The 21,754-nt window shown below is 71.8% G+C and carries 21 protein-coding genes; 16 read left to right on the forward strand and 5 right to left on the reverse strand.

What is annotated here, in order from left to right; genetic code table 11:
* Window positions 1–9: 9 nt before the first annotated feature.
* Complete coding sequence (locus ACFUNE_RS10120; RefSeq protein WP_383564663.1) at window positions 10–1,197, forward strand: TetR family transcriptional regulator; 1,188 nt, start codon at window positions 10–12, stop codon at window positions 1,195–1,197.
* Window positions 1,198–1,233: 36 nt separating this feature from the next.
* Here the strand turns inward: ACFUNE_RS10120 and ACFUNE_RS10125 are convergent, their stop codons facing one another.
* On the reverse strand, window positions 1,234–2,601 hold the full coding sequence (locus ACFUNE_RS10125) for an MFS transporter (RefSeq protein ID WP_383564665.1): 1,368 nt from the start codon (window positions 2,599–2,601) through the stop codon (window positions 1,234–1,236).
* A 289-nt stretch (window positions 2,602–2,890) separates the two neighbouring features.
* Here ACFUNE_RS10125 and ACFUNE_RS10130 point away from each other — a divergent pair, with 289 nt between their 5' ends.
* The 11 genes from ACFUNE_RS10130 to ACFUNE_RS10180 are packed head-to-tail and all read left to right on the forward strand — an operon-like array spanning window position 2,891 to window position 12,955.
* Window positions 2,891–4,375 (forward strand): aldehyde dehydrogenase, encoded by a 1,485-nt coding sequence (locus tag ACFUNE_RS10130; protein ID WP_383564667.1) that lies wholly within the window; start codon window positions 2,891–2,893, stop codon window positions 4,373–4,375.
* A 32-nt stretch (window positions 4,376–4,407) separates the two neighbouring features.
* Window positions 4,408–5,409, forward strand: coding sequence for a VOC family protein (locus ACFUNE_RS10135; RefSeq protein ID WP_383564669.1), 1,002 nt, complete (start codon window positions 4,408–4,410; stop codon window positions 5,407–5,409).
* Window positions 5,406–6,203, forward strand: a complete 798-nt coding sequence (locus tag ACFUNE_RS10140) for an aspartate dehydrogenase domain-containing protein (protein WP_383564671.1) — start codon at window positions 5,406–5,408, stop codon at window positions 6,201–6,203. Before ACFUNE_RS10135 ends, ACFUNE_RS10140 begins: the two co-directional genes overlap by 4 nt.
* Complete coding sequence (locus ACFUNE_RS10145) at window positions 6,200–6,985, forward strand: alpha/beta fold hydrolase (RefSeq protein ID WP_383564673.1); 786 nt, start codon at window positions 6,200–6,202, stop codon at window positions 6,983–6,985. Before ACFUNE_RS10140 ends, ACFUNE_RS10145 begins: the two co-directional genes overlap by 4 nt.
* 11 nt (window positions 6,986–6,996) lie before the next feature.
* Window positions 6,997–7,518 (forward strand): cupin domain-containing protein, encoded by a 522-nt coding sequence (locus ACFUNE_RS10150; RefSeq protein WP_383564675.1) that lies wholly within the window; start codon window positions 6,997–6,999, stop codon window positions 7,516–7,518.
* Window positions 7,511–8,266, forward strand: coding sequence for an SDR family oxidoreductase (locus tag ACFUNE_RS10155; RefSeq protein ID WP_383564677.1), 756 nt, complete (start codon window positions 7,511–7,513; stop codon window positions 8,264–8,266). The genes ACFUNE_RS10150 and ACFUNE_RS10155 overlap by 8 nt, the downstream gene beginning before the upstream one ends.
* A gap of 19 nt (window positions 8,267–8,285) precedes the next feature.
* Window positions 8,286–9,074 carry an SDR family oxidoreductase gene (locus ACFUNE_RS10160; protein ID WP_383564679.1) on the forward strand — a complete coding sequence of 263 codons (789 nt, stop codon included), beginning with the start codon at window positions 8,286–8,288 and terminating at the stop codon, window positions 9,072–9,074.
* A 9-nt stretch (window positions 9,075–9,083) separates the two neighbouring features.
* A complete protein-coding gene (locus ACFUNE_RS10165) occupies window positions 9,084–10,709 on the forward strand; it encodes a thiamine pyrophosphate-binding protein (protein WP_383564681.1) in 1,626 nt (541 codons plus the stop codon).
* Window positions 10,710–10,747: 38 nt separating this feature from the next.
* Entirely contained in the window at window positions 10,748–11,683 is a 936-nt protein-coding gene (locus ACFUNE_RS10170; protein ID WP_383564683.1) for a PDR/VanB family oxidoreductase, read from the forward strand.
* A 28-nt stretch (window positions 11,684–11,711) separates the two neighbouring features.
* Window positions 11,712–11,936, forward strand: a complete 225-nt coding sequence (locus ACFUNE_RS10175) for a recombinase-like helix-turn-helix domain-containing protein (RefSeq protein ID WP_376374382.1) — start codon at window positions 11,712–11,714, stop codon at window positions 11,934–11,936.
* A 2-nt stretch (window positions 11,937–11,938) separates the two neighbouring features.
* Complete coding sequence (locus tag ACFUNE_RS10180; RefSeq protein ID WP_383564685.1) at window positions 11,939–12,955, forward strand: Rieske 2Fe-2S domain-containing protein; 1,017 nt, start codon at window positions 11,939–11,941, stop codon at window positions 12,953–12,955.
* Window positions 12,956–12,974: 19 nt separating this feature from the next.
* Here the strand turns inward: ACFUNE_RS10180 and ACFUNE_RS10185 are convergent, their stop codons facing one another.
* Window positions 12,975–13,667: an SDR family NAD(P)-dependent oxidoreductase gene (locus ACFUNE_RS10185; protein ID WP_383564688.1), complete on the reverse strand. Its 693-nt coding sequence runs from the start codon at window positions 13,665–13,667 to the stop codon at window positions 12,975–12,977.
* 101 nt (window positions 13,668–13,768) lie between these two features.
* Between ACFUNE_RS10185 and ACFUNE_RS10190 the strand changes: the two genes are divergently transcribed.
* Entirely contained in the window at window positions 13,769–14,650 is an 882-nt protein-coding gene (locus ACFUNE_RS10190) for a helix-turn-helix transcriptional regulator (RefSeq protein ID WP_383564690.1), read from the forward strand.
* Window positions 14,651–14,658: 8 nt separating this feature from the next.
* Here ACFUNE_RS10190 and ACFUNE_RS10195 read toward each other — a convergent pair whose 3' ends face one another.
* The 3 genes from ACFUNE_RS10195 to ACFUNE_RS10205 all read right to left on the reverse strand — a co-directional run bounded on the left by ACFUNE_RS10195 (window position 14,659) and on the right by ACFUNE_RS10205 (window position 18,096).
* Window positions 14,659–15,201 carry a MarR family winged helix-turn-helix transcriptional regulator gene (locus ACFUNE_RS10195; RefSeq protein ID WP_383564692.1) on the reverse strand — a complete coding sequence of 181 codons (543 nt, stop codon included), beginning with the start codon at window positions 15,199–15,201 and terminating at the stop codon, window positions 14,659–14,661.
* Between the two features lie 285 nt (window positions 15,202–15,486).
* Window positions 15,487–17,172: an FAD-dependent oxidoreductase gene (locus ACFUNE_RS10200; RefSeq protein WP_383564694.1), complete on the reverse strand. Its 1,686-nt coding sequence runs from the start codon at window positions 17,170–17,172 to the stop codon at window positions 15,487–15,489.
* A 9-nt stretch (window positions 17,173–17,181) separates the two neighbouring features.
* On the reverse strand, window positions 17,182–18,096 hold the full coding sequence (locus ACFUNE_RS10205; protein ID WP_383564696.1) for a diiron oxygenase: 915 nt from the start codon (window positions 18,094–18,096) through the stop codon (window positions 17,182–17,184).
* Between the two features lie 461 nt (window positions 18,097–18,557).
* Here ACFUNE_RS10205 and ACFUNE_RS10210 point away from each other — a divergent pair, with 461 nt between their 5' ends.
* From ACFUNE_RS10210 to ACFUNE_RS10220, 3 genes are read left to right on the forward strand one after another with little or no spacing between them, the layout of a single operon-like run.
* On the forward strand, window positions 18,558–19,898 hold the full coding sequence (locus ACFUNE_RS10210; protein ID WP_383564698.1) for an extracellular solute-binding protein: 1,341 nt from the start codon (window positions 18,558–18,560) through the stop codon (window positions 19,896–19,898).
* Window positions 19,895–20,857: a carbohydrate ABC transporter permease gene (locus ACFUNE_RS10215; RefSeq protein WP_383564700.1), complete on the forward strand. Its 963-nt coding sequence runs from the start codon at window positions 19,895–19,897 to the stop codon at window positions 20,855–20,857. Before ACFUNE_RS10210 ends, ACFUNE_RS10215 begins: the two co-directional genes overlap by 4 nt.
* Window positions 20,854–21,753, forward strand: a complete 900-nt coding sequence (locus ACFUNE_RS10220; protein ID WP_383564702.1) for a carbohydrate ABC transporter permease — start codon at window positions 20,854–20,856, stop codon at window positions 21,751–21,753. Before ACFUNE_RS10215 ends, ACFUNE_RS10220 begins: the two co-directional genes overlap by 4 nt.
* Window position 21,754: the final 1 nt, after the last annotated feature.

Raw genomic sequence — 21,754 nt, forward strand, 5'->3', positions numbered from 1 at the left:
CTGGATCACGTGGACCCGAACAGCACGAACACGAGCCGCCGACGACAGGCGGACGGCGCAGCCGTGCCACAGCCGGCCGCGCCCCGCCGCCCCGGCTCGCACGACCCCGAGGGGAACCGCAGGGCGGTCCTGGACGCGGCGCGCCGCCTCTTCGGCGCGCATGGCTACAAGGGGGTGGGGGTGCGCGCCATCGCGGCCGAGGCCGGGGTGACTCCGGGGCTGGTGATGGCGTACTTCGGTACCAAGGACGGCCTCTTCCGCGCGGCGGTCGGCAGCGGAGCCGGTGTCAGCGGTGATGTGCTCGCGGCTTCCGTGGGCGATGCGGGCGACCTCCCGGGGGCGCTCGCCCGCGCGTATCTCGACCGGTGGGACCGGCTGCCCGCCGACGACCCCTGGCCGGCGCTGATCCGCTCGGCGGTGAGCCATCCGCCGAGCGCGGACCTGCTGCGCACGATCCTCGACGCGCAGGTGGGGGAACCCCTCGCCCAGGTGCTCGGCACCGGCGCCGGTGCCGAGGTGCGAGCCGCGGTGATCCGCAGCGTCCTCTTCGGCGTGATCATGGAGCGTTACGTGTTCGCGCACGAACCGGCGGCGTCGGTGCCGACCGAGGAGCTCGCCCCGGCGCTGAGCGACGTGCTCGCCACGGCGTTCGGTGAGTCCCCGCGCTGTGCGAGTGAGCCCGGTGAAGACGGGTCGCAACCGACGGAACCCTCGCCTCGGCGCGCACGGGAGGAGACGGTTGCCCCGGCCGACGACTCTCCCGGGTCCCTGTTCGCCCTGCTCGACGAGTGCGCCGCGCGCCGTCGGCTCGTCGTCGGAAGGGCCGTGCGCGCCTACGGCATCAGCCTGCCCGCCTACGACGTACTGGCCACCCTGCGCGAGGCGGGTTCCCCGTACCGGCTGACGATGGGCGAGGTGGCGGCGGCGGGCCCGGTCCGGGCCGGCGGGCTCACCCAGCAGGCGGACCGGCTGGCGGAGGCCGGTCTGATCCGCAGGGAGCGCGACACCGACGACCGCAGGATCGTGCGGCTGTGCCTCACGCCCGGAGGAGTCGATCTGACCGATCGCGTCTCGGCCGCTCGCTCCGGCCAGGAGCGGGAACTGCTCGCGGGACTGGGCCCCGCGGAACGCCGGCGGCTCACCGCGCTCCTCGGGACCCTGGCGCACACGCTCGGGGCCGAGGGCCCGGAGCACTGAGCGCTGCTCCCGGCCACCGGCCCCGAACCGGCACGGTCAGGCGTTGAGCTCCTCCAGCGTCCTGCCTTTGGTCTCGACGGCGAACCAGGCGATCAGCGCACCCACGGTGGCGATCACGGCGAGCTGTGCGAACACCAGGGCCAGGCCGCCGCCTGCTCCGATGACCGCGCCGACGGCCACCGGGCCGAGAATGACGCCGAGCCTGTTCCACAGGCCGCCGAACGCCGCGCCCCTGGCCCGGTTGGAGGTGGGGTACAGCTCGGGGGAGTACAGGTAGAGGCCCGCGTTGATCGCATAGAGGAAGAAGGTCGTGCAGGAGGCGAAGACGGCGACCTGGCCGCCCGAGGTCGCGCCCGCGACCGCCAGGACGGCGAGCGAGAGCGTGGTCCCGACGAACGCGCCGATGAGGGCGGGCCTGCGGCCGATACGGTCGATCAGCATGGCCATGATGAAGGTGCCGAACAGCCCGGTGACGTTGCTGAGCAGGGTGAAGACCAGCGCCGTCGTGAGATCCAGGCCGAACTCCTTCGTGTAGAGCGACGGCAGCCAGGTGGAGATGCCGTGGTTCACGTAGTACGCCACGAACCACAGCCCGGACAGCACCGCCGTGCGCCGCAGGTAGCGGCCGCGGAACAGGTCCTTCAGGGTGCCCCTGGGTTCGTTCGGCGTGTCCACGGACGGAGCCGGCGCGGGAAGCTCCTCGGCGGTCGCGCGGGCGACCTCCGCCTCGATCCGGGCGATGGCCGCCTCGGCCTCGGCCGTACGGCCACGGGACAGCAGCCAGCGCGGGGACTCCTCGACGTGGCGCGGCAGCATCGCGGCGATCGCCACCGGCAGGGCGCCCACGAGGAACATCGCGCGCCAGCCGAAAGCGGGGACCACCCAGACCGCGAGGAGCGTGGCGGCCGCGAGTCCGGCCGGGAAGATCATCTCGTACAGCAGGACGAAGCGGCCCCGCTTGTCGGACCGGGCGATCTCGTTGATGTACGTGGCCGCGACCGGGACGACCCCGCCGATACCGAGTCCCTGCAGGAAGCGGAAGGCGGAGAACGTCTCGATGCCGCCGGAGAACGCCACGGCGAGGCTGGCGAGACCGGTGACACCGACACCCAAGGCAACGGTGCGCACCCGACCGATGCGGTCTCCCAGCCATCCGGCGGCCAGGGCGCCGAGCAGCATGCCGATCGAGGCGGAGGTGACGGCGAAGGTGGCCTGCCCGGTGCTCAGGTGCCATTCCTTCATCAGGACGGGCAGCGCGGACGCGGCCAGCAGCTGATCGAAGGCCTCGAAGAAGGTGACGGCGCCGATCAGGAACCGGACCTTGACGTGCCAGCGCGAGTGCGGCAGCCGTTCGAGTCGTGCGGCAATGGAGCCGAGAGCGGGTTTTCCGGCCACAGTCGTCATGGAGGGTGTCCTTCCGCGGGCAGATGAGTTGCGGAGACAGTAGGGGGCTATACCTAAGTGGTCAATAGTTAAGAGCTTAGGAAGCGTGCTCCCGGCGACTCGGTCCCCATCATCGGTGTCATGGATGCCGTGCTCAAGGCCATCCGGGCAACGATTTCACCTCGGGGTCTTGTGTTAAGAAACTTAAGCGCTTAGATTTCTAGCACTTCGGCAGTCCGGTGGCGGTAACCCGACGAGCCTGTCCGCACCCGGAGTCCACCCCCCTTTCCGTCTCGCCCGGAGGTCACCCGTGCTGCATTTCTCCACCGACATCCTGATCGCGGGCCAGTGGCGGCGCGGTGCGGGCGAGCCCGTCGACACGGTCGACCCGGCCACCGGCCGTGTGCTCGCCACCGTCCACTCCGCATCGGCGGACGAGGTCGCGGAAGCGGCGGAGGCCGCGGCGGAGGCCGCGGCCGACCCGGTCTGGCGCGACCTGCCCGCCCATGAGCGGGCCCGGCTGCTGCACCGCATCGGCGAGCTCACCGAGCAGGCCGCCGGTGACCTCGCCGCCCTGCAGACCGCCGACACCGGCAAGACGCTCACCGAGACCAGGGCCCTCGCGCTCAGCGCGGCGGGCACCTTCCGCTACATGGCCGCCGTCCTGGAGACGGCCGAGGAGTCGGTGACCCCCTCCCGTGGTGCCTACGTCACCGTGAACACGCACGAGCCGGTCGGAGTCGTCGGCGCGATCAACCCCTGGAACTCCCCGGTCGCCAGCGACGCGCAGAAGATCGCCCCCGCTCTCGCCGCCGGCAACGCGGTGATCCTCAAGCCCGCGGCGTGGACGCCCCTGGTCTCCCTGGCGCTCGGGCGGCTGATCTTCCAGGCGCTCGACGAGTTCCGGCTGCCGGCGGCACTCCTCTCCGTGCTGCCCGGCAGCGGCCGCGTGGTCGGAGACGCCCTCGTGCGCCACCCGCTCGTCGGCCGTATCGGATTCACCGGGGGCACGGAGACCGGGCGGTCCATCGCGGAGATCGCCGCCCGGAAGCTGATCCCCGCCTCGCTGGAGCTCGGCGGCAAGTCCCCGACGATCGTGCGCGCCGACGCCGACATCGAACAGGCACTGGCCGGGGTGATGTTCGGGATCTTCTCGTCCAGCGGCCAGTCCTGCATCGCCGGATCCCGGCTCTTCGTGGCCCGCGAGATCTACGACTCCTTCGTCGGCGAACTCGTCGAGCGCGTGAGGAAACTGAGAGTCGGCCCGGGTACCGACCCCGCCACCCAGGTCGGACCCCTGGTGCACCACAGGCACCGCGACAGCGTCGCCGCGTGCGTCGACCTCGCCCGGTCCGAGGGCGCCCGGGTCCTCTGCGGCGGATCCGCCCCCGAGGGAGAGCTGTACGAGGACGGGGCGTACTACCTGCCCACCGTGCTCGACGGTCTGGCGAACACCTCGCGCACCTGCCAGGAGGAGATCTTCGGCCCCGTCCTGGTCGCCCTGCCCTACGACGACGAGGACGACCTCGTCCGCCAGGCCAACGACTCCGTATACGGCCTGGCCTGCGGGATCTGGACCCGCGACCTCCGCGCCGCCGGGGCGCTGGCGCGCCGCATCGAGGCGGGCACCGTCTGGATCAACACCTACAAGCAGTTCAGTGCCTCCACCCCCTTCAGCGGGTGGAAGGACAGCGGCCTCGGCACGGAGAAGGGCCGCGACGCGATCCGCGCCTACCAGCGCCAGAAGTCCCTGTACTGGGGCATCTCGGACCACCCGCTTCCGTGGGCCAACTGACCCGGCACGTCCGCCCGTCCTGGAGGGACCCCATGCACCAGCCACCGCCCGGTCCGATCGCCCGGCTCCGCTCGCTGCGTTACGTCGAGCTGCACACCCCGGCCTTCACCGAGGCCGCCGATTTCTACGAGGACGTCTGGGGTCTGGAGACCGTCGAGTCCGACACCGGCGCCCGATGGCTCCGCGGCACCGGCGACGAGCACCACGTCCTCCACCTCACCGAGCGGGACCGCGTCGGCCTCGGCCGGATCGCGTTCGCCGTCGCCACACCCGCCGAGGTGGACCGTGCGGCCCAGCGGCTCGAAGCGCGCTCGATCGCTCCTGTCACCGGACCCGGCCCCCTGGACCAGGCCGGCGGCGGTTACGGGCTGCGCTTCACCGACCCCGAGGGCCGCCTGATCGAGATCAGTGCCCAGGTCGAGGCCGTCGCGCCACGCGGCAGGGACGGCGCCGTGCCCGTCGGGGTGACGCACGCCGTGCTCAACACCACCGACATCGACGCCGCGGTCGCCTTCTACCGCGAGGTCCTCGGGCTGCGCGTCTCCGACTGGTCCGAGCACCAGATGGCGTTCCTGCGCTGCAACAGCGACCACCACTGCATCGCCTTCAACCAGGCCGAGTGGACCTCGCTGAACCACGTGGCGTACGAGATGACCTCGGTCGACCACTTCATGCGGGGCCTAGGGCGGCTGCGCCACCACGGGATCACCCCCCAGTGGGGCCCCGGCCGGCACGGCCCCGGGAACAACACCTTCTCCTACTTCACCGACCCGTCCGGGCTGGTCTGCGAGTACACCTCCGAGGTCGCCCAGATCGTCGAGGACGCCTGGATCGCACGGGTGTGGCGACGGGTCCCCGAGCTGTCCGACCTGTGGGGGACGGCCGGCGCGCCGTCGAAGGACATCCGCTGCAGCATGGCCGGTTCCCCGGACCCCGGCCCGCTCGCTCCCCCCTGCGATGCCCCGCGCACCACCCCCGACGACCGGGGCGCCGTCCCGCTCGTTCCCGTAGAAGCCCAGGAGGCCACCGCATGAGCACCGTCCGCAAGGTCGCCGTCGTCGGCTGGGGCGCCATCGGCCGGGTCGTCGGCACCGCGCTCGCCGAAGGACGCGTGACCGGCGCAGAGCTGGTCTGCGTCGTCGACAACCGCCCGCTCGGTGAGGCCGCCCCCGTGCGGCAGGCCACCTTCGAGGAGGCCATGGAGGCCTGCGACCTGATCGTCGAGGCCGCGGGACAGGGCGTTGTACGGGAGTGGGGGGAGCGGGTCCTGGCCTCCGGCACCGATCTGCTGATCGCCTCCACCGGCGCGCTGACGGACGACGAGCTCACGAAGCGGCTGCTGGCCGCCGGGCCGGGCCGCGTGTACTTCACCGGCGGCGCCGTCGGCGGCCTCGACCTGCTCCAGGCCGTGCGTTCCCTCGGTCCGCTCGACGAGGTCCGGCTGACCACCACCAAGCTGCCCTCCACCCTCGAACAGCCCTGGATGGACGACGAGTTGCTGGGGCGGATGCGGACGGCGACCGGACCGGTCGAGGTCATGTCCGGGACCGCCCGCGAGGTGCCGGTCAAATTCCCCAAGTCGACGAACGTGGCCGCCTCGGTCGCGCTGGCCGTCGGCGACCTGGACGCTGTGCGGGTCCAGGTCGTCGCCGACCCGGCGGCGCACCACACCCGCCATGTGATCGAGGCGTCCGGCGGACACGGCACGTACCGCTTCGAGGTCGCGCACCTGCCCGATCCCGGCAACCCCGCCACCAGCCAGGTGGTGCCGTACGCCGTACTGCGCAGCCTCGCGGCCCTCGCCGGCCGGACCGGGCAGATCCTGTGAGCGCCGCCGGCGTCCACGTCGAGGAGGCGGGGGACCACGGCCCCCTGCTGCTCTGCCTGCACGGCATCGGCTCCTCCTCGGCCGCCTTCGCCCCGCAGCTCGCCGAACTCTCCGCATACGTACGGGTCGTGGCCTGGGACGCCCCCGGCTACGCCACCTCTCCCGACCCCGCCGGGCCGATGAGCCTCGACGACTACGCCGACACGGCGGCCGCCCTCATCCGTGAGCGCGCCACCACCGCCCACGTCCTCGGAGTCTCCTGGGGCGGTGTGATCGCCCTGCGGCTGGCTGCCCGTCATCCCGAGCTCGTCGCCTCGCTGATCGTCGCCGACTCCAGTCCCGGATCGGGCACGGACGAGGCGAAGGCCCAGGCGATGCGTGCCAGGGCGGCCGACCTCGCCGAGCAGGGCGCCCGCGCCTTCGCGGAGGCCCGGGGCCCTCGACTCGTGTCCCCCGACGCCCCCGACGAGCTGGTGCGTCGCGTCGTGGACACCATGGCCGCCTCGGTACGGCTGCCGGGATACGCGTACGCCGCCGAGTCCATGGCCTCCGCCGACCTGCGCGCCGAACTCCCCTCGATCGCCGCCCCCACCCTCGTGATCTGCGGCGAACAGGACCGGGTCACCGGCATCGAGGCGAGCCAGGCCATAGCCGGAGCCATCCACAGGACCGCCTACGTGATCGTCAAGGACGCCGGTCACCTGGCCAACCAGGAGCAGCCGGGCCACGTCAACGCCTGGGTGCTCTCCCACCTCCGCATCACCGCATCCATCCCCGAGTAGGAGCCTCCACCATGCCTCTGACCACCGACGCGTACGACAACGGCGACGACCTCTCCGCGTACACCGACTCCCTCATCGCCTCCAAGGCATCCCGGGTCGCCGACTTCGACACCCTCTCCTTCCAGGAGAAGGCCGGCTCGCAGTTCCGCCGTGGCCAGATCCGCTACGTCGGCTCGGGCGCCACCGGCAACCACGAGAGCGACAGCCGCATCCTGCCCTCGGGCGGCTTCACCTTCTCCAACATGCTGCTGCCGCCCGGCGCCGAGGGCCCGGCCCACACCCACCACGACGTCGAGGAGGCCTTCTTCGTCCTGGAGGGCGAGGTCAGGGTCGGCATCCACCGCGGCGCCGACGAGGCCGAGTACCGCACCCTGGGTTACCGCGACATGATCGTCGTGCCGGCGGGTGTGACCCGGTCCCTCAAGAACGAGGGCGAGACCGACGCCCTGTTCTGCGTCGTGATCGGCACGCAGAAGCCGCAGGTGCCGACCTACCCCGAGTACTCGCCGATGCACGGCGTCACCCGTGGCTGACCAGCCCCCGGCAGGCCGGCGCACCGTCGTCGTCACCGGAGCGGGCCGTGGCCTGGGACTGGCCATGGCCCGCCGGGCGGGCACCGACGGCTTCCGGGTCGTCCTCGCCGAGCTGGAGCGGGAGCGGGGCGAGGCCGCCGCGGCCGGCCTGCGTGCCGAGGGCGTCGACGCCCACTTCGTACGCTGCGACGTCGCCGACCCCGCCTCGGTGGAGGCGCTCGCCGACGCGGTGCGCGAGCTGGGCCCGCTGTACGGCCTGGTCAACAACGCGGCACTCGCCAACGGAGTGGGCGGCAAGGAGTTCCAGGACATCGACATCGAGGTGTGGGACCGGCTGATGGCGGTCAACGCCCGCAGCCCCTGGCTGGTGTCGAAGGCCCTGTACCCCCTCTTCGCCGACCCCGGCCGCATCGTCAACATCGCCTCGGACGCGGCGCTCTACGGCTCGCCCCGTCTCGCGCACTACATCGCCTCCAAGGGCGCCGTCATCGCGCTGACCCGTGCCATGGCGCGCGAGCTCGGTGAGAAGGGGATCACCGTCAACGCGGTGGCCCCCGGCCTCACCGAGTGCGAGGCCACCGAGACGGTGCCCGCCGAGCGGCACGACCTCTACCGCGTGAACCGGGCCATTCCCCGGCCGCAGCAGCCCGACGACCTCACGGGGATCGTCGCCTTCCTGCTCGCCGAGGAATCCCGCTATCTGACCGGACAGGTGATCGCCGTCAACGGCGGCTTCACCATGAACTGAACAGCAGGAGACACGAGTTATGGATCTGGGCCTCGCCGACCGCACGATCGTGGTCACCGGCGGCAGCTCGGGCGTCGGCCTGGCCACGGTCCGCGCCCTGCTCGACGAGGGCGCCCGCGTCGCCACCTGCGGCCGCGACGCCGACAGGCTCGCCGGAGCGGTCGCCGGTCTCGGCGCCGGGAGCGACCGCCTGCTGACCGGCGTGTGCGACGTACGGGACGCCGACGCCGTCCGCGGCTTCGTCCGCCGCACCGCCGAGGAGTTCGGCGGCATCGACGGACTGGTCAACAACGCCGGACAGTCCCGGATGAAGGGACTCGACGACTCCACCGCCGAGGACTGGCGCGACGAGCTGGAGCTGAAGTTCGCCGGGGTGCTCAACCCCCTCCAGGCCGCGCGCCCCCACCTCGCCGGCTCCGGAGCGGCGAGCGTCGTCAACATCAACGCGGTGCTCGCCAAACAGCCGGAGACCCGCCTGATCACGACGAGCGCCGCACGCGCCGGCATCCTCAACCTCTCCAAGTCCCTATCCGTCGAACTCGCCGGCGAAGGGATCCGGGTCAACTCCGTCTGCCTCGGACTGGTCGACACCGGCCAGTGGACCCGCCGCCACGCGGCCGCGGACTCCGGCCTGTCCTACGAGGACTGGCAGGCGGAACTGGCCCGGGACCGGGGCATCGCGCTGGGCCGCCTCGGCAGGGCCGAAGAGGTCGCGTACGCGGTCGTCGCCCTGCTCTCGCCCCGCGCCTCCTACATCACCGGCACCAGCATCGACGTCTGCGGCGGCGTCGGCCGCTCCATCCTCTGAGGAGACACCATGCGTCACGACAACGGAGGCGATCTCCTCGTCACCGTCCTGCGCGAACTCGGCATCGACACCGTCTTCGGCATCGTCAGCGTCCACAACCTGCCGCTCGTCGAAGCCGTCGACCGTGACCTGAGGTTCGTCCCCGTGCGGCACGAGGCGTCGGCCGTCAACGCCGCCGACGCCTACGGACGTGCCCGGGGCACCCTCGGCTGTGCCCTCACGTCGACCGGGACCGGCGCGGGCAACGCGGCCGGTTCCCTGATCGAGGCGCTCAGCGCGGGCAGTTCCGTACTGCACATCACCGGCCAGGTGGAGAGCGAGTTCCTGGGCAGCGGACGGGGATTCATCCACGAGACCAAGGACCAGCTCGGCATGCTGGAGGCCGTCTCCGCCTACGCGGCGAGCGTCCCGGACGCCGGGCAGGCGGGCCGGATCCTGCGCGAGGCGGCCCGCGCGGCGCTGACCGCGCCCGGCGGCCCCGCCAGCGTCGAGTGGCCGATCGACCTCCAGTACGCGGCACAGACCGACGAGCCCACCGCCCACGCCGCGCCCGCCGCCACCGTGCCAGACACGACCGAACTCGCCGCCGCGGGAGCCCTCCTGGCCTCCGCGCGCCGCCCCCTGATCTGGGCGGGCGGCGGCGCGAACACCGCGCGCGGCGAACTGGCCGCCCTGCTGGAGGCCACCGGCGCCGGTCTGATCACCTCGAACTCCGGGCGCGGCAGCGTGCCCGAGGACCACGCGCAGGTCATCGGCAACTTCGGCACCACACCCGCGGTGCGCGCCCTGCTCGCCGACGCGGACGTCCTGCTGACCGTCGGCACGCACTTCCGGTCGAACGAGACCTCCGACTACACCCTCGAACTCCCCGGGGCCCACATCCAGATCGACGTCGAGGCGGCCGCCCTCGGCAGGGTCTACCCGGCCACCCACCCGCTGCACGCCGACGCCGCCGCGGCCCTGGACGGCCTGCTCCCGCACGCCGTCCCCGCGGAGCCCGGCTGGACGGACCGGGTCGGCGCCGTACGCACCGAGGTGCGTGAAGTCCTGCACGACACCATCGGCCCGCAGGCCGCGATCTGCGACGCGATCCGCGCGGCCCTGCCCCGCGAGGCCGTCGTCGCGCGCGACGTCACCATCCCTTCCAGCAGCTGGGGCAACCGGCTCCTGGAGATGTACGACCCCAGGGACAACGTCTTCCCCCGCGGCGGAGGCATCGGCCAGGGGCTCGGCATGGGCATCGGCGCGGCGCTCGCGCGGCCCGACGCGCCCACCGTGGTGATCGCCGGCGACGGCGGCCTCGCCGTCCACCTCGGCGAACTCCTCACCCTCGCCCAGGAGCGGCCCCGCCTGACCCTGATCGTCTTCAACGACGGCGGCTACGGAGTCCTGCGCAACATGCAGGACCACCACGGCGGCCGCCACTCCGGGGTCGACCTGACCACGCCGGACTTCGAGCTGCTCGCCCGAGCCTGCGGACTGCCGTACGCCCGTATCGGCGCCGAGGAGGACGCCGCCCCGGTGCTCACCGGCGCCATCGGCTCGGCCGGCCCCACGCTCGTCGAGGTCGACCTGGACGCCCTCGGCCCGATGAAGAACCCGTTCACCCCGCCCGTGCGGATCCCGGGCCAGTAGCCCGGCCGCCCGAACTGCCGGCAAGGAGGCAACAGACCATGAGCGACGACTCGCTGCGGCTGACCGTCCGTCGTATGACCTGGGAGGCCGAGGGCGTCCTGTCCGTCGAGCTGACCCACCCCGACGGCAAACCCCTGCCGGCCTGGACCCCCGGCGCGCACCTCGACGTCCACGCCGGTGGCCAGGTCCGCCAGTACAGTCTGTGCGGAGACCCGCACACCCCGGACGTCTACCGCATCGGCGTGCTCAACGAGCCCGCGTCGCGCGGCGGATCGCGCTTCGTGCACACCCAGCTGCGACCCGGCCAGCAGATCACGGTCTCCGAGCCGCGCAACCGCTTCGAGCTGGAGGACGCCGACGCCTATGTGTTCGTCGCCGGCGGAATCGGGATCACCCCCCTGCTGGCGATGGCCCGCGAGGCGGCACGGCGGGGCGCCGCGTGGCGGATGGTCTACGGCGGCAGGAGCCGGGCCTCGATGGCGTTCACCGGCGAACTCGCCGCGCTCGGCGGCGACGTCACCCTCGTGCCGCAGGACGAGCAGGGCCATATCGACCTGGACACCGCGCTCACCGGGCTCCCCGACGGCACCCTGGTGTACTCCTGCGGACCCGAACCGCTCCTCACGGCCGTCGAGCGGCGCTGCCCCGGGGACCGGCTGCGTCTGGAGCGGTTCGCCGCGCCGACGGTGGAGCACGGCGGCGACGACGGGGCGTTCGAGGTCGAGTGCCGCACGTCCGGGCTGACGCTCACCGTCGGCGCCGGGACGTCCGTCCTGGAGGCCGCCGAGAGCGCCGGGCTCGCCGTGGAGAGCTCGTGCCGCGACGGGATCTGCGGATCCTGCGAGACCCGGGTGCTCGAAGGCACCCCCGACCACCGCGACTTCCTGCTCAGCGAGGCCGAACGGGCCGCGGGCGCCTCGATGATGATCTGCGTCTCGCGGTGCGCCTCCGGCCGGCTCGTCCTCGACCTGTGACCTTCCCCCCGCACCCTCAGGAGACACCATGACCGACACCTGGCCGTACCTGGACGTCCACCAGTCCCGAACGCACGAGCCCACTCCGTACGAGTACAAGCTCGCCGCCACCCTCGAGGAGGTCTTCACCCGCGAGGGCCACGAGCTCGCGGACGTGGTGCGCGGGCTCAACGCCCGCCAGGTCCACGCCGGCGACGGCAGCCCGTGGACCGAGGAGTCCTTCCGCGCCGAGATGAACCGACTGGGAGCCTGACCATGACGCTGTCGTCCTCCGCCACCGCGGACCACATCTACGCCACCGGGCTGCGCAACCAGTGGCACGCGGTCGTCCCCTCGCACTTCGTGGCCCCGGGCGCGATGCGCAAGGTGACCGCGCTCGGCGAGCAGTGGCTGCTGTTCCGCCGTTCCGACGGAGCGCTGTCCATGCTCGCCGACCGCTGTCCGCACCGCGGAGCCCCGCTGTCCCTCGGCAAACACCTCGGCGACCGGGTCGCCTGCTGGTACCACGGCGTCGAGGTCGAACCCGACGGCACGGTCTCCTCCGTGCCCGGGCTGCCCGGGTGCAGCCTGGAGGGCAAGAAGCTGGTGACCTCGCTGCCCGTACGCGAGGTCGCCGGCGCGATCCTCGCCTACTTCGGCGACGAGGAGCACCCCGAGCCCGCCGAGCTCACCCTCCCGGAGCCGCTGACCGATCCCGAGGTGGACGCCTTCCTCTGCTACGCGGAGTGGGACGCGCCCTGGCGGTACGCCGTGGAGAACCTGCTCGACCCCATGCACGGCGCCTTCCTCCACCACGACTCGCACACCATGTTCGACGGCGACACCACGGCCAAGTTCCGTATCCGGGAGACCGCCCGCGGCTACTTCTTCGAGAAGACCGACCAGCGCGGCGTCAACTTCGACTGGGTGGAGCTCTGCCGCACCGGAGTGGACTGGGTCGACCTCTCCATCCCGTATCCGCCCTCGGCCGGTCCCGGTGGCGCGTTCGGCATCGTCGGCATGGTCTGCCCGGTGGACGAGCGGCGCACCGGCGTCTTCTTCTGGCGCTACCGCCGGGTCCAGGACTGGCAGCGCGCGTCCTGGCGCTTCCTGTACCGGACGCTGATCGAGCAGCGCCACTGGGACGTCCTGGAACAGGACCGCGTCATGCTGGAGGCCATGCCGGCCGACGCCGACCAGCGCGAGAACCTCTACCAGCACGACCTGGGCGTGGTGCGGCTGCGCCGCCTCTACCGGGCGGCGGCCGAGGCCCAGTCGACGGCGGGTGCCTGACCGGCCCACCGCGTGGTGCTCACCAGGGGAGAGGGCCGGAAACGTCGACAAAGCGGCCGGTGGGACCGTCCGGCCCTGTCCGGGCCGTACGGACGATGATCTCGGCCCCCTCCTCGACGGTCTGCGTGCCCCGGTGCCCGTTCAGGTCGGTGGCGGTGAAACCGGGCTCCACCGCGTTGATCCGGATCTCCGGAAAGGCCTTCGCGTACTGGACGGTGATCATGTTGAGCGCGGTCTTGGAGGCCGGATAGGCGACGCCGGGATAGGCGCGGTGAGGCGTGCCGGGTGTGCTGACCAGGGTCAGCGACGCCAGCCCGCTGCTCACGTTCACCACGACCGGTGCGGCGGAGCGCCGGAGCAGCGGCAGGAACGCGTGCATGACGCGGACCGGTCCGAACACGTTGGTCTCGAAGAGCGGCCGAACCGTGTCCACCGTGGTGTCCTCGGCGCCGACGACCGTCCCTTCGATCCCTGCGTTGTTGATCAGCACGTCCAGCCCGCCGTCGGCCTCCACGGCCTTCGCGGCCGCCGCGACGGACGCGTCGTCGGTGACGTCGATGTGCAGCATGCGCGCGCCCAGCCGCTCGGCGGCACGCCGCCCGCGCTCGGCGTCCCGGCTCCCGACGTACACGGTGTGTCCCGCCTCGACGAGCCTTCGGGCGGTCTCGAAGCCGAGACCCTTGTTCGCTCCGGTGATCAGTGTGGTGGTCATGCGTCCACGGTGTGCCGATGCGGCGGATCAAGCCAGTGACCCGGTTTTCCTGGGACCGCCGGTACCAGGACGGCGGGCGGCGGCCGGTGCACACTGGTGGCATGGCGACGGCGGAATTCGGCAAGGCGGTGCGCCGCCGGCGCGACCGGGTCTCACCGGGGGACACGGGGCTGCCCGACGGCGGCCGGCGGAGGGCGGCCGGACTGCGCCGGGAGGAACTGGCACTGCTGGCGGGGATCTCCGTCGACTATGTGACCCGGCTCGAACAGGGCCGTGCCTCCCACCCCTCGGCACAGGTCGTCGAGGCCCTGGCACGCGCTCTGCGCATGGGCGGGGAGGAACGCGCGTACCTGTTCCAGCTGGCCGGTCTGGCCACGCCGGGGCCGGGAACGGTGCCCGCCCTCATCCCGCCGAGCGTCCACCGCATGCTGGACCGGCTGGCCGGGACACCCGTCGCGGTCTCCGACGCCACCTGGACCCTGTTGCAGGCCAACGCGCCCTATGCCGCGCTGATGGGCGACCCGTCGGGATGGCGGGGCAACGAACGCAACGGGGTGTGGCGCAACATGGTCGGCCCGCCCGGCAGGGCCCGGCACACCTCCACGTCCCGGGCCAGGTTCGAGGCCGCCCTGGTCTCCGACCTGCGTACGGCCGCCGCCCGCTATCCGGCCGACGAACCGCTGAAACGCCTGGTCGCGGAATTGCGCACGCACAGTGACAGATTCGCCGAGCTGTGGGACTCCGGCGCGACGGGCCGGCACGAGGCGGCACGCAAGACCATCGACCACCCCGAAGCCGGCCCGGTGACCTTGGACTGCGACGTGCTCACGGTGGCGGGCAGCGACCTGCACGTCATGATCTACACCGCCGAGCCCGGCACGCGGGACGCCGAACGCCTGGCGGCGCTCACCGGGCAGGCGGAGCGGTCCGGTGCCGGACCGCACGGCGTGGTGCCCATGGGGGATGCCCGTAGCTCCGTGTGATCGCGGCCTCAGGGGGAGGGACGGGATCCCACGGGCCGAAGGGTGCCCGGACGCGTGTCGTGCCCGCCGGCCGGTCCCGTCCTCCTCGGCTCGGCAAGGGTCGTCGCGTCCCCGGCCCGGTCCTGTTCCAGGTGCGCGTGGACGCGGCGCAGCAGTGAGGCGAACACCTCGCGCTCCTCGCGGGTCAACGGGGCGAGGAGGTACGCCTCGGTGGCCGACACGTCGGAGCTGAGCCGCGCCAGCGCGTATCTGCCCACGGGCGTCAGGGAGACCTCGATGCGGCGGCGGTCCGAGGGGTCGCGGGCGCACTCGACGTAGCCGGTCGCCTCGAGGCCGGTGACGGTTCGGGTCAGATCGCTCTGGTTCATGTCCAGCCGTGCGGCGAGATCGCCCTTGGACAGCCGGCCGGCGTCGTCCAGCATGGCCAGGATGGTCAGATGCCACAGCCGCAGCCCGTGCGCCGTCAGCGTGTCGGTGAGCTTGCGGCGCGCGGCCTTGCCCGTCGCGTACATGAGGTAGGCGTTGAGTTCGAGCGCGCTCGACGGCGTCATGCCCGCGGTCCGGGGATCGTGAACCGCCCCCGGAGAGCTCGGTTGGTGCAAGGTTCTTCCTCACGTGGCGACGACCGGGAGGAGGGCCTGAGGTCAGGGCCGGCCTCCGGCCGGAGGGTCCCCACGGGTTCGTCCGCGGAGCAACGATGGACGATGCTTAGTAAAGCAAGCCTAACCTAAGCATGCAATACCGTCTGCTCGTAAAGGAGTTGCCGAGGGCCCGCCTGGGGCCGGCGCGACGCGGACCGGCCCGCCGACGCACGGTCGACGGGCCGGTCCCAGTACTCAGTCCGAAGGCCGGCCGGGAATCCTCCGACGGCGGCCCCTGGCCGCCGCCACCAGCTCGGGCACCGTCGCCAGTTTGACCCGCGGGCGGCCGTCGCGGCGGCCCAGCGCCAGCTCGGTCCGGTCGATCTCCGCCAGGCCGCGGGCGTCCACGACGTGCCGGTTACGGCGCCGTACCAGCCGATGGAAGGCCTTCGCGCCGTACTCCGGTGCGGGCAGCGTGCCGGCGACGGCGTCGTTCAGCAGGGTGCCCACCGTCTCCGCGGCGCAGGTCCGGTTGGCCCCGATGCCGCCCGTGGGCCCGCGCTTGATCCATCCCACGACGTACGTCCCGGGCCGGCCGGCCACCCGGCCGCCCTCGTGCGGCACGGTGCCCGTCACCTCGTCGAACGGCAGCCCCGGGACCGGGATTCCGCGCTGGCCGACGGCCCGCAGCAGCAGTCCGGCCGGGATGTCCCGTCCGCTCGTGCCGCCGCTCGTCCGGGCGTTCGCGCCGTCCGTGACCCGGACGGCGCCCACGGCGGCGTCACCGAGCGCCTCCACGGGCGAGGAGTGGAAGCGGAACACGATGCGGCGGCCCTCCGGCGGCGGCGCCGACCAGTCCACCGCCTCACGGGCGACGCCCCGCAGGAGCGCGGCCCTGTCGCCCGTACCCGCCGCGTCGATGGCCGCACCGGTCCGCGGGTCGTGGTCGTCGACGACCAGCTCCACGCCGGGCAGGTGCTTGAGTGCGAGCAGCTCGGACCGGGTGTACGCCGCATCCTCCGGCCCCCGCCGCCCCAGGAGCACCACCTCGCGCACCGAGCCGGCGCGCAGGGCGTCGAGCGCGTGACCGGCGATGTCCCCGGAGGCCAGCGCTTCGTGGTCCGAGACCAGGATCCGCGCCGCGTCCAGGGCGACGTTCCCGTTGCCGACCACGACGACCCGCTCGGCGGAGAGGTCCACGGCGTCGGGGGCGATCTCGGGGTGGGCGTTGTACCAGGAGACGAACGTCGTCGCGCAGATGCTGCCGGCCAGGTCCTCGCCGGGGATCCCGAGCCGGCGTCCGGCGGACGCGCCCACCGCGTAGACCACCGCGTCGTGGTGCGCGCCGAGTTCCTCCGGAGTGATGTCCCGGCCCACCTCCAGTCCGAGGTGCATGCGGACCCTCGGGTGGGTGTGGAACCTGGCGAACGTGTCTCCGGCCCTCTTCGTGGACAGATGGTCGGGCGCCACGCCGTAGCGGATGAGGCCGCCCGCGACGGGCAGCCGGTCGATCAGTGTCACCTCGGCGCTCGTGTGGAGCAGCAGGTCCTCGGCGGCGTACATCCCCGCAGGCCCGGTGCCCACCACGGCGACCCGGAGCGGTGCGAAGTCGGAGGGCAGGCTGCGCTCGAAGGCCGGCTCACCCCACACGTGGAAGTTCGGCCCCTCGGAGGCCTGTCCGGGGTCCCGGTCCGCGAAGTACGCCGCGTTGAGCGGGCCGTACTCCTGCTGTGCGGCAGGGAGGCTGTCCACCGGGAAGACCGCTTCCACGGGGCAGGCGTCGGCGCAGGCACCGCAGTCGATACAGGACTTCGGGTCGATGTACAGCATCTCCGTCCGGCCGAAGTCCGGTTCCTCCGGCGTCGGATGGATGCAGTTGACGGGACACACCGAGACACAGGTGGCGTCGCTGCAGCACGTCTGGGTGATGGCGTAGGTCATGTCGTCCGCTCAGATCAGATGGGCACGCTTGTAGAACACCAGGGCGGGCTTGGTGAGCAGGCGGGCCGAGGCCAGGAAGTCCATGAGGCCCGAACAGCTGGAGCGCATCATCGACTTGTGGTGCTCGTTGGCTCCGGCCTCGGCGAGGGCGCGCTTCGCGTCGAGCCCGGCGTTGGCGTAGACGTCCCTGTTCACCATGCTGGTGACGATGACGTACGACGCGATCGCGATGACGAGCGCGTTGATCCGGCGCCGCACCGGGCCCGCGCCGCTGAGGTGCTTGCGGGTCTCGGCGCGGGCGAACTTCATGTGCCGGGACTCCTCGACGACATGGATGTTGTTGATGGTGCGGACGAAGGGCACGACCCGCTCGTCCCGCATCCAGTCGCGCTGCATGACGTCGAGGACCTCCTCGGCGACGAGGATCGCCGCGTACGCCGCCTCGCCGAACGCGAGCGTCTTGAAGGCCCGCCCCAGCTCCACCGCGAACCGGCGCGGCCGGTAGGGCGGAGCGCCCAGCTTCTGCGCCCCGCGGGCGAACATGATCGAGTGCCTGCACTCCTCGGCTATCTCGGTCAGCGCCCACTGGACGTCCGCGCTCGTGGGGTCCTTCGCGTAGACGTCGCGCAGGACCATCTGCTGAAGGATCATCTCGAACCAGATGCCGGTGCTGGCGACCGAAGCGGCTTCCTGGCGCGTCAGTTCCCTGCGCTGGTCCTCGGTGAGCTCTCCCCAGTACGTGGTGCCGTACAGAGTGCTCCACTCCGGGCTCGCTCCGTGGAACCCCTTGTCCAGCGGTGTGTCCCAGTCGACCTCCGTGGCGGGGTCGTACGCCAGGGTGGCGGCCGATTCGAGCAGGCGACGGGTGAGGTGGTCCTCGGGGGCCCGGTCCTCGGCATCCGGTCGAACGGTGCTGCTTGCCATGGTGCGGCTCCTCGGTTCGTCAGCGATGTCCTTGGTTCTTCGCATGTGATGGTGAATGACGTGTCGTCATATGCCGTGCTGCGTAACGGACATGACGGCAGCAACAGGCAAGGGGCCGGAGCCGGCCACGCCGGGCGGTCTTCCGGTCCTCTTGTTAGACGGAAGGTATAGCAAGGATGCCGGGCGGGCCTACCCCCCAGTAAGAAATGTGTCCTCATCCCCGCGATATCTCCTCGGGTGGGTCCGTCCGTCCATGCTCCCGACCCCCGGCCAGGGGGCCGGAAAGCGGGTATCCGTTCGTGATGTCGAACATCGTTCGCAGTTTCAGCGCGAGTCATTGACGCCGCGTTTTCCCGGGCCTACGGTCCCGTCCGAAGTGACGGGCGGGCGTCGAAATATCGAACGCTCCGCCTGTCCTTCGCGCGTCCCCGCACCTCAGAGACGAGTCGAGACGAGCCGCCATGCATCCACCCCTCCTCAGCCGGCGCCGAGCCCTCGCGGGCGGCGCCGGCGCCCTGGTCACCGCCGGAGCCCTGGGCTCCCTGTCGGGCTGCGCCGCCCCTGCCACCGCCGCGGGGCCGGGACAGACCCTGCTGCGGTTCTGGCATCTGTTCGGCGGCGGCGACGGCGTCAACATGCAGGGAATGCTGGACGACTTCCGGACAGGGCACCCGGACATCGCACTGGAGGCGTCGACCCTGCAGTGGGGCGCCCCGTACTACACCAAGCTCGGCATGGCCGGTGCCGGAGGCCGGGCCCCCGAGCTCGCAGCCCTGCACCTCGCCCGGCTCGCCGGCTTCGCCCCCGGCAGGCTCCTCGACCCGTTCGACCTCGATCTGCTGGCCGAACACGGTGTGCAGGAGAAGGACTTCCCGCCGGACATCTGGCGCCGCGGCCAGGTGGGCGGGAAGCAGTACGCCGTCCCGCTCGACACCCACCCCTTCGTCCTCTACTACCAGACCGAGGTCTGCGAGAAGGCCGGACTCATGGCGGGCGGCCGGCTCAAGCCGATCAGCGGCGCGGACGAGTTCGCCGACGCACTGCGCGCAGCGAAGAAGGCGACCGGGCAGCCGGGCCTGGTCACGGAGACACTCGGACCGGACTGCATCACCCCCTGGCGCCTCTTCTCCAGCTTCTACGCCCAGACCGGCGGCACGGTGCTCTCCGAGGACGGTAAACGCCTGGCCCTCGACGACGCCAAGGCGCTCCGGGTGCTGGAGTACCTGGCCCGGCTCGTCGAGGACGGGCTGATGGTGCGCCGTGTCGACTACGCGGGATCCATCGGCGTCTTCAACGGCGGGAAGACCGCTTTCCACCTCAACGGTGAATGGGAGATCACCACCTTCAAGACCACCGGGCTCCCCTTCTCCATGACCCGCATCCCGGCGCTCTTCGGCACGGCGGCCACGCAGGCCGACTGCCACGCCTTCGTCCTGCCGCACCAGGACGACCGCGGCGGCGCCACCGACGAGGCCGCCCACACGCTCGCCGCCTGGATGCTGCAGAACTCCGTGGCCTGGGCCCGGGGAGGCCACGTGCCCGCCTACCTGCCGGTCCTGGACGATCCCGCGTACCTCGCCCTGAAGCCGCAGTCCGAATACCGTGCCGTCATCGACGACGTGGCGCTGGACGAACCCGCGTGGTTCGCCGGCTCGGCCTCCCGGATGTGGATCGAGCTCGGTGCCGTGTTCTCCGGGGTCCTCACCGGGTCGCGGAGCCCGCGCAACGCGCTGACCGAGGCCAAGGCGCGGCTGCGCGAGCTCCTCGACACCCGCAACCCCCTCCCGGGAGCCGCGTCATGACCTCCACCACCGCGGCGGCGCCCGCACCCGTGGCGAAGCCCGCCCCAGGCGCGGCCGGGCGCCCTGCCCGCGGCGTGCGCAGGAAGTGGACCGAACACGGTCTGGTGTTCATCGCGCCCTTCCTCCTCGTCTACGCCATCTTCCTTGTCTGGCCTCTGATATCAGGCCTCGGTATGAGCCTGACCAGCGAGAACATCACCGGCAGCGGAGGGGAGTTCGTCGGCCTCGACAACTACGCCGAGGCCGTGCGCGACCCCGACGTGTGGTCCTCGCTGTGGAACACCGTCTGGTTCACGGTCCTGTCCACCGTCCCCCTCGTCGTCGTCGGCCTCGTACTGGCCCTGCTCGCCCACCAGCTGAGGGTGGTGCAGTGGCTGTGGCGGCTCAGCTGGTTCGCTCCGTTCCTGCTGCCGTCCGGGGTCGTCTGCCTGCTCTTCGTGAACATGATCCTGCCGTCCGGCTTCGGCCTCGCCGACCAGATGCTCGCGGCCGTGGGGCTGACACCGGAGATCGGATGGCTGACCGACGAGCGGTACGCCATGCTCAGCATCGTGGCGACGACCGTCTGGTGGACCGTCGGCTTCAACTTCCTGCTCTACCTCGCGGCCCTGCAAGCCATCCCGGTGCACCTCCACGAGGCAGCCGAGCTGGACGGAGCAGGCGCGGGGAAGAGGCTCTGGCACATCACCCTCCCGCTGCTCCGCCGCACCACCGGACTGGTCGTGGTTCTCCAGGTGCTCGCCTCGCTGAAGATCTTCGACCAGGTCTACATCATGACCGGCGGCGGCCCCGACGAGTCGACCCGGCCGATCCTGCAGTACGTCTACCAGCAGGGCTTCACGGGGTACCGCATCGGTTACGCCTCGGCCGTCTCGTACATCTTCTTCGCCCTGATCCTGACCGTCTCCCTGGTGCAGCAGCTGCTGTCCCGGCGCCGAGCTGAGGAGGCCGCGAAGTGAGCGGTTCCACCACCGTCACCACCCGCACCGCCCCGCGGTCCGTGGGGGCCGCCGACGCCGAGGGCCGCCGTCCCCGCTGGACGCCCGGCAGGATCGTCCTGCTCGTCGTCGCGCTGCTGCTCACCGCCGCCTGGCTCCTGCCGCTGGCCTGGGCCGTCGCCACCTCCCTGAAACCGGAGGGCGACACGACGAGGACGCCGCTCTCCTGGGTCGGTTCGCGCGTCACGTTCGACGCGTACAGCAAGGTCTGGGAGTCGGGCGACCTGCTGGTCTGGCTCATGAACTCGGCGTACGTCTCCGTCATGACCACCCTGCTGACGGTCGTGACGTGCGCGATGGCCGCGTACGGATTCACCCGCACCGACTTCCGGGGCCGACGGCTGCTCTACGGACTGGTGCTCGCGGGCATCATGGTGCCCCCGCAGGTGCTGATCGCGCCCCTGTTCCGCGAGATGGTCCAGCTCGGCCTCGTCGACACGTACTGGGGTGTGATCCTGCCCCAGGTCGCCGTGCCCGCCATGGTGTTCATCCTGGTGAAGTTCTTCGAGGGCGTCCCGCGCGAGCTGGAGGAGGCCGCCTTCGTCGACGGCGCCGGCCGCTGGCGGGTGTTCTGGACGATCGTCATCCCGCTGTCCAGGCCCGTGCTGGCAGCCGTCGCGATCTTCACCTTCATCTCCACCTGGAACAACTTCCTCTGGCCGTTCCTCGTGACCACCGACCCGGGCGGCATGACCCTGCCCGTCGGTCTCGTCAACGTCCAGTCGACCTTCGGGGTGCGCTACGCCCAGATCATGGCCTCGCTGGTGATCGCCGGGATGCCGCTCCTGATCGTCTTCGCGTTCTTCCAGCGGCAGATCGTGCGCGGGATCGCGCACACCGGTCTCGCCGGCCAGTAGG

The sequence above is a fragment of the Streptomyces sp. NPDC057287 genome (assembly GCF_042667905.1).
GTDB lineage: Bacteria > Actinomycetota > Actinomycetes > Streptomycetales > Streptomycetaceae > Streptomyces.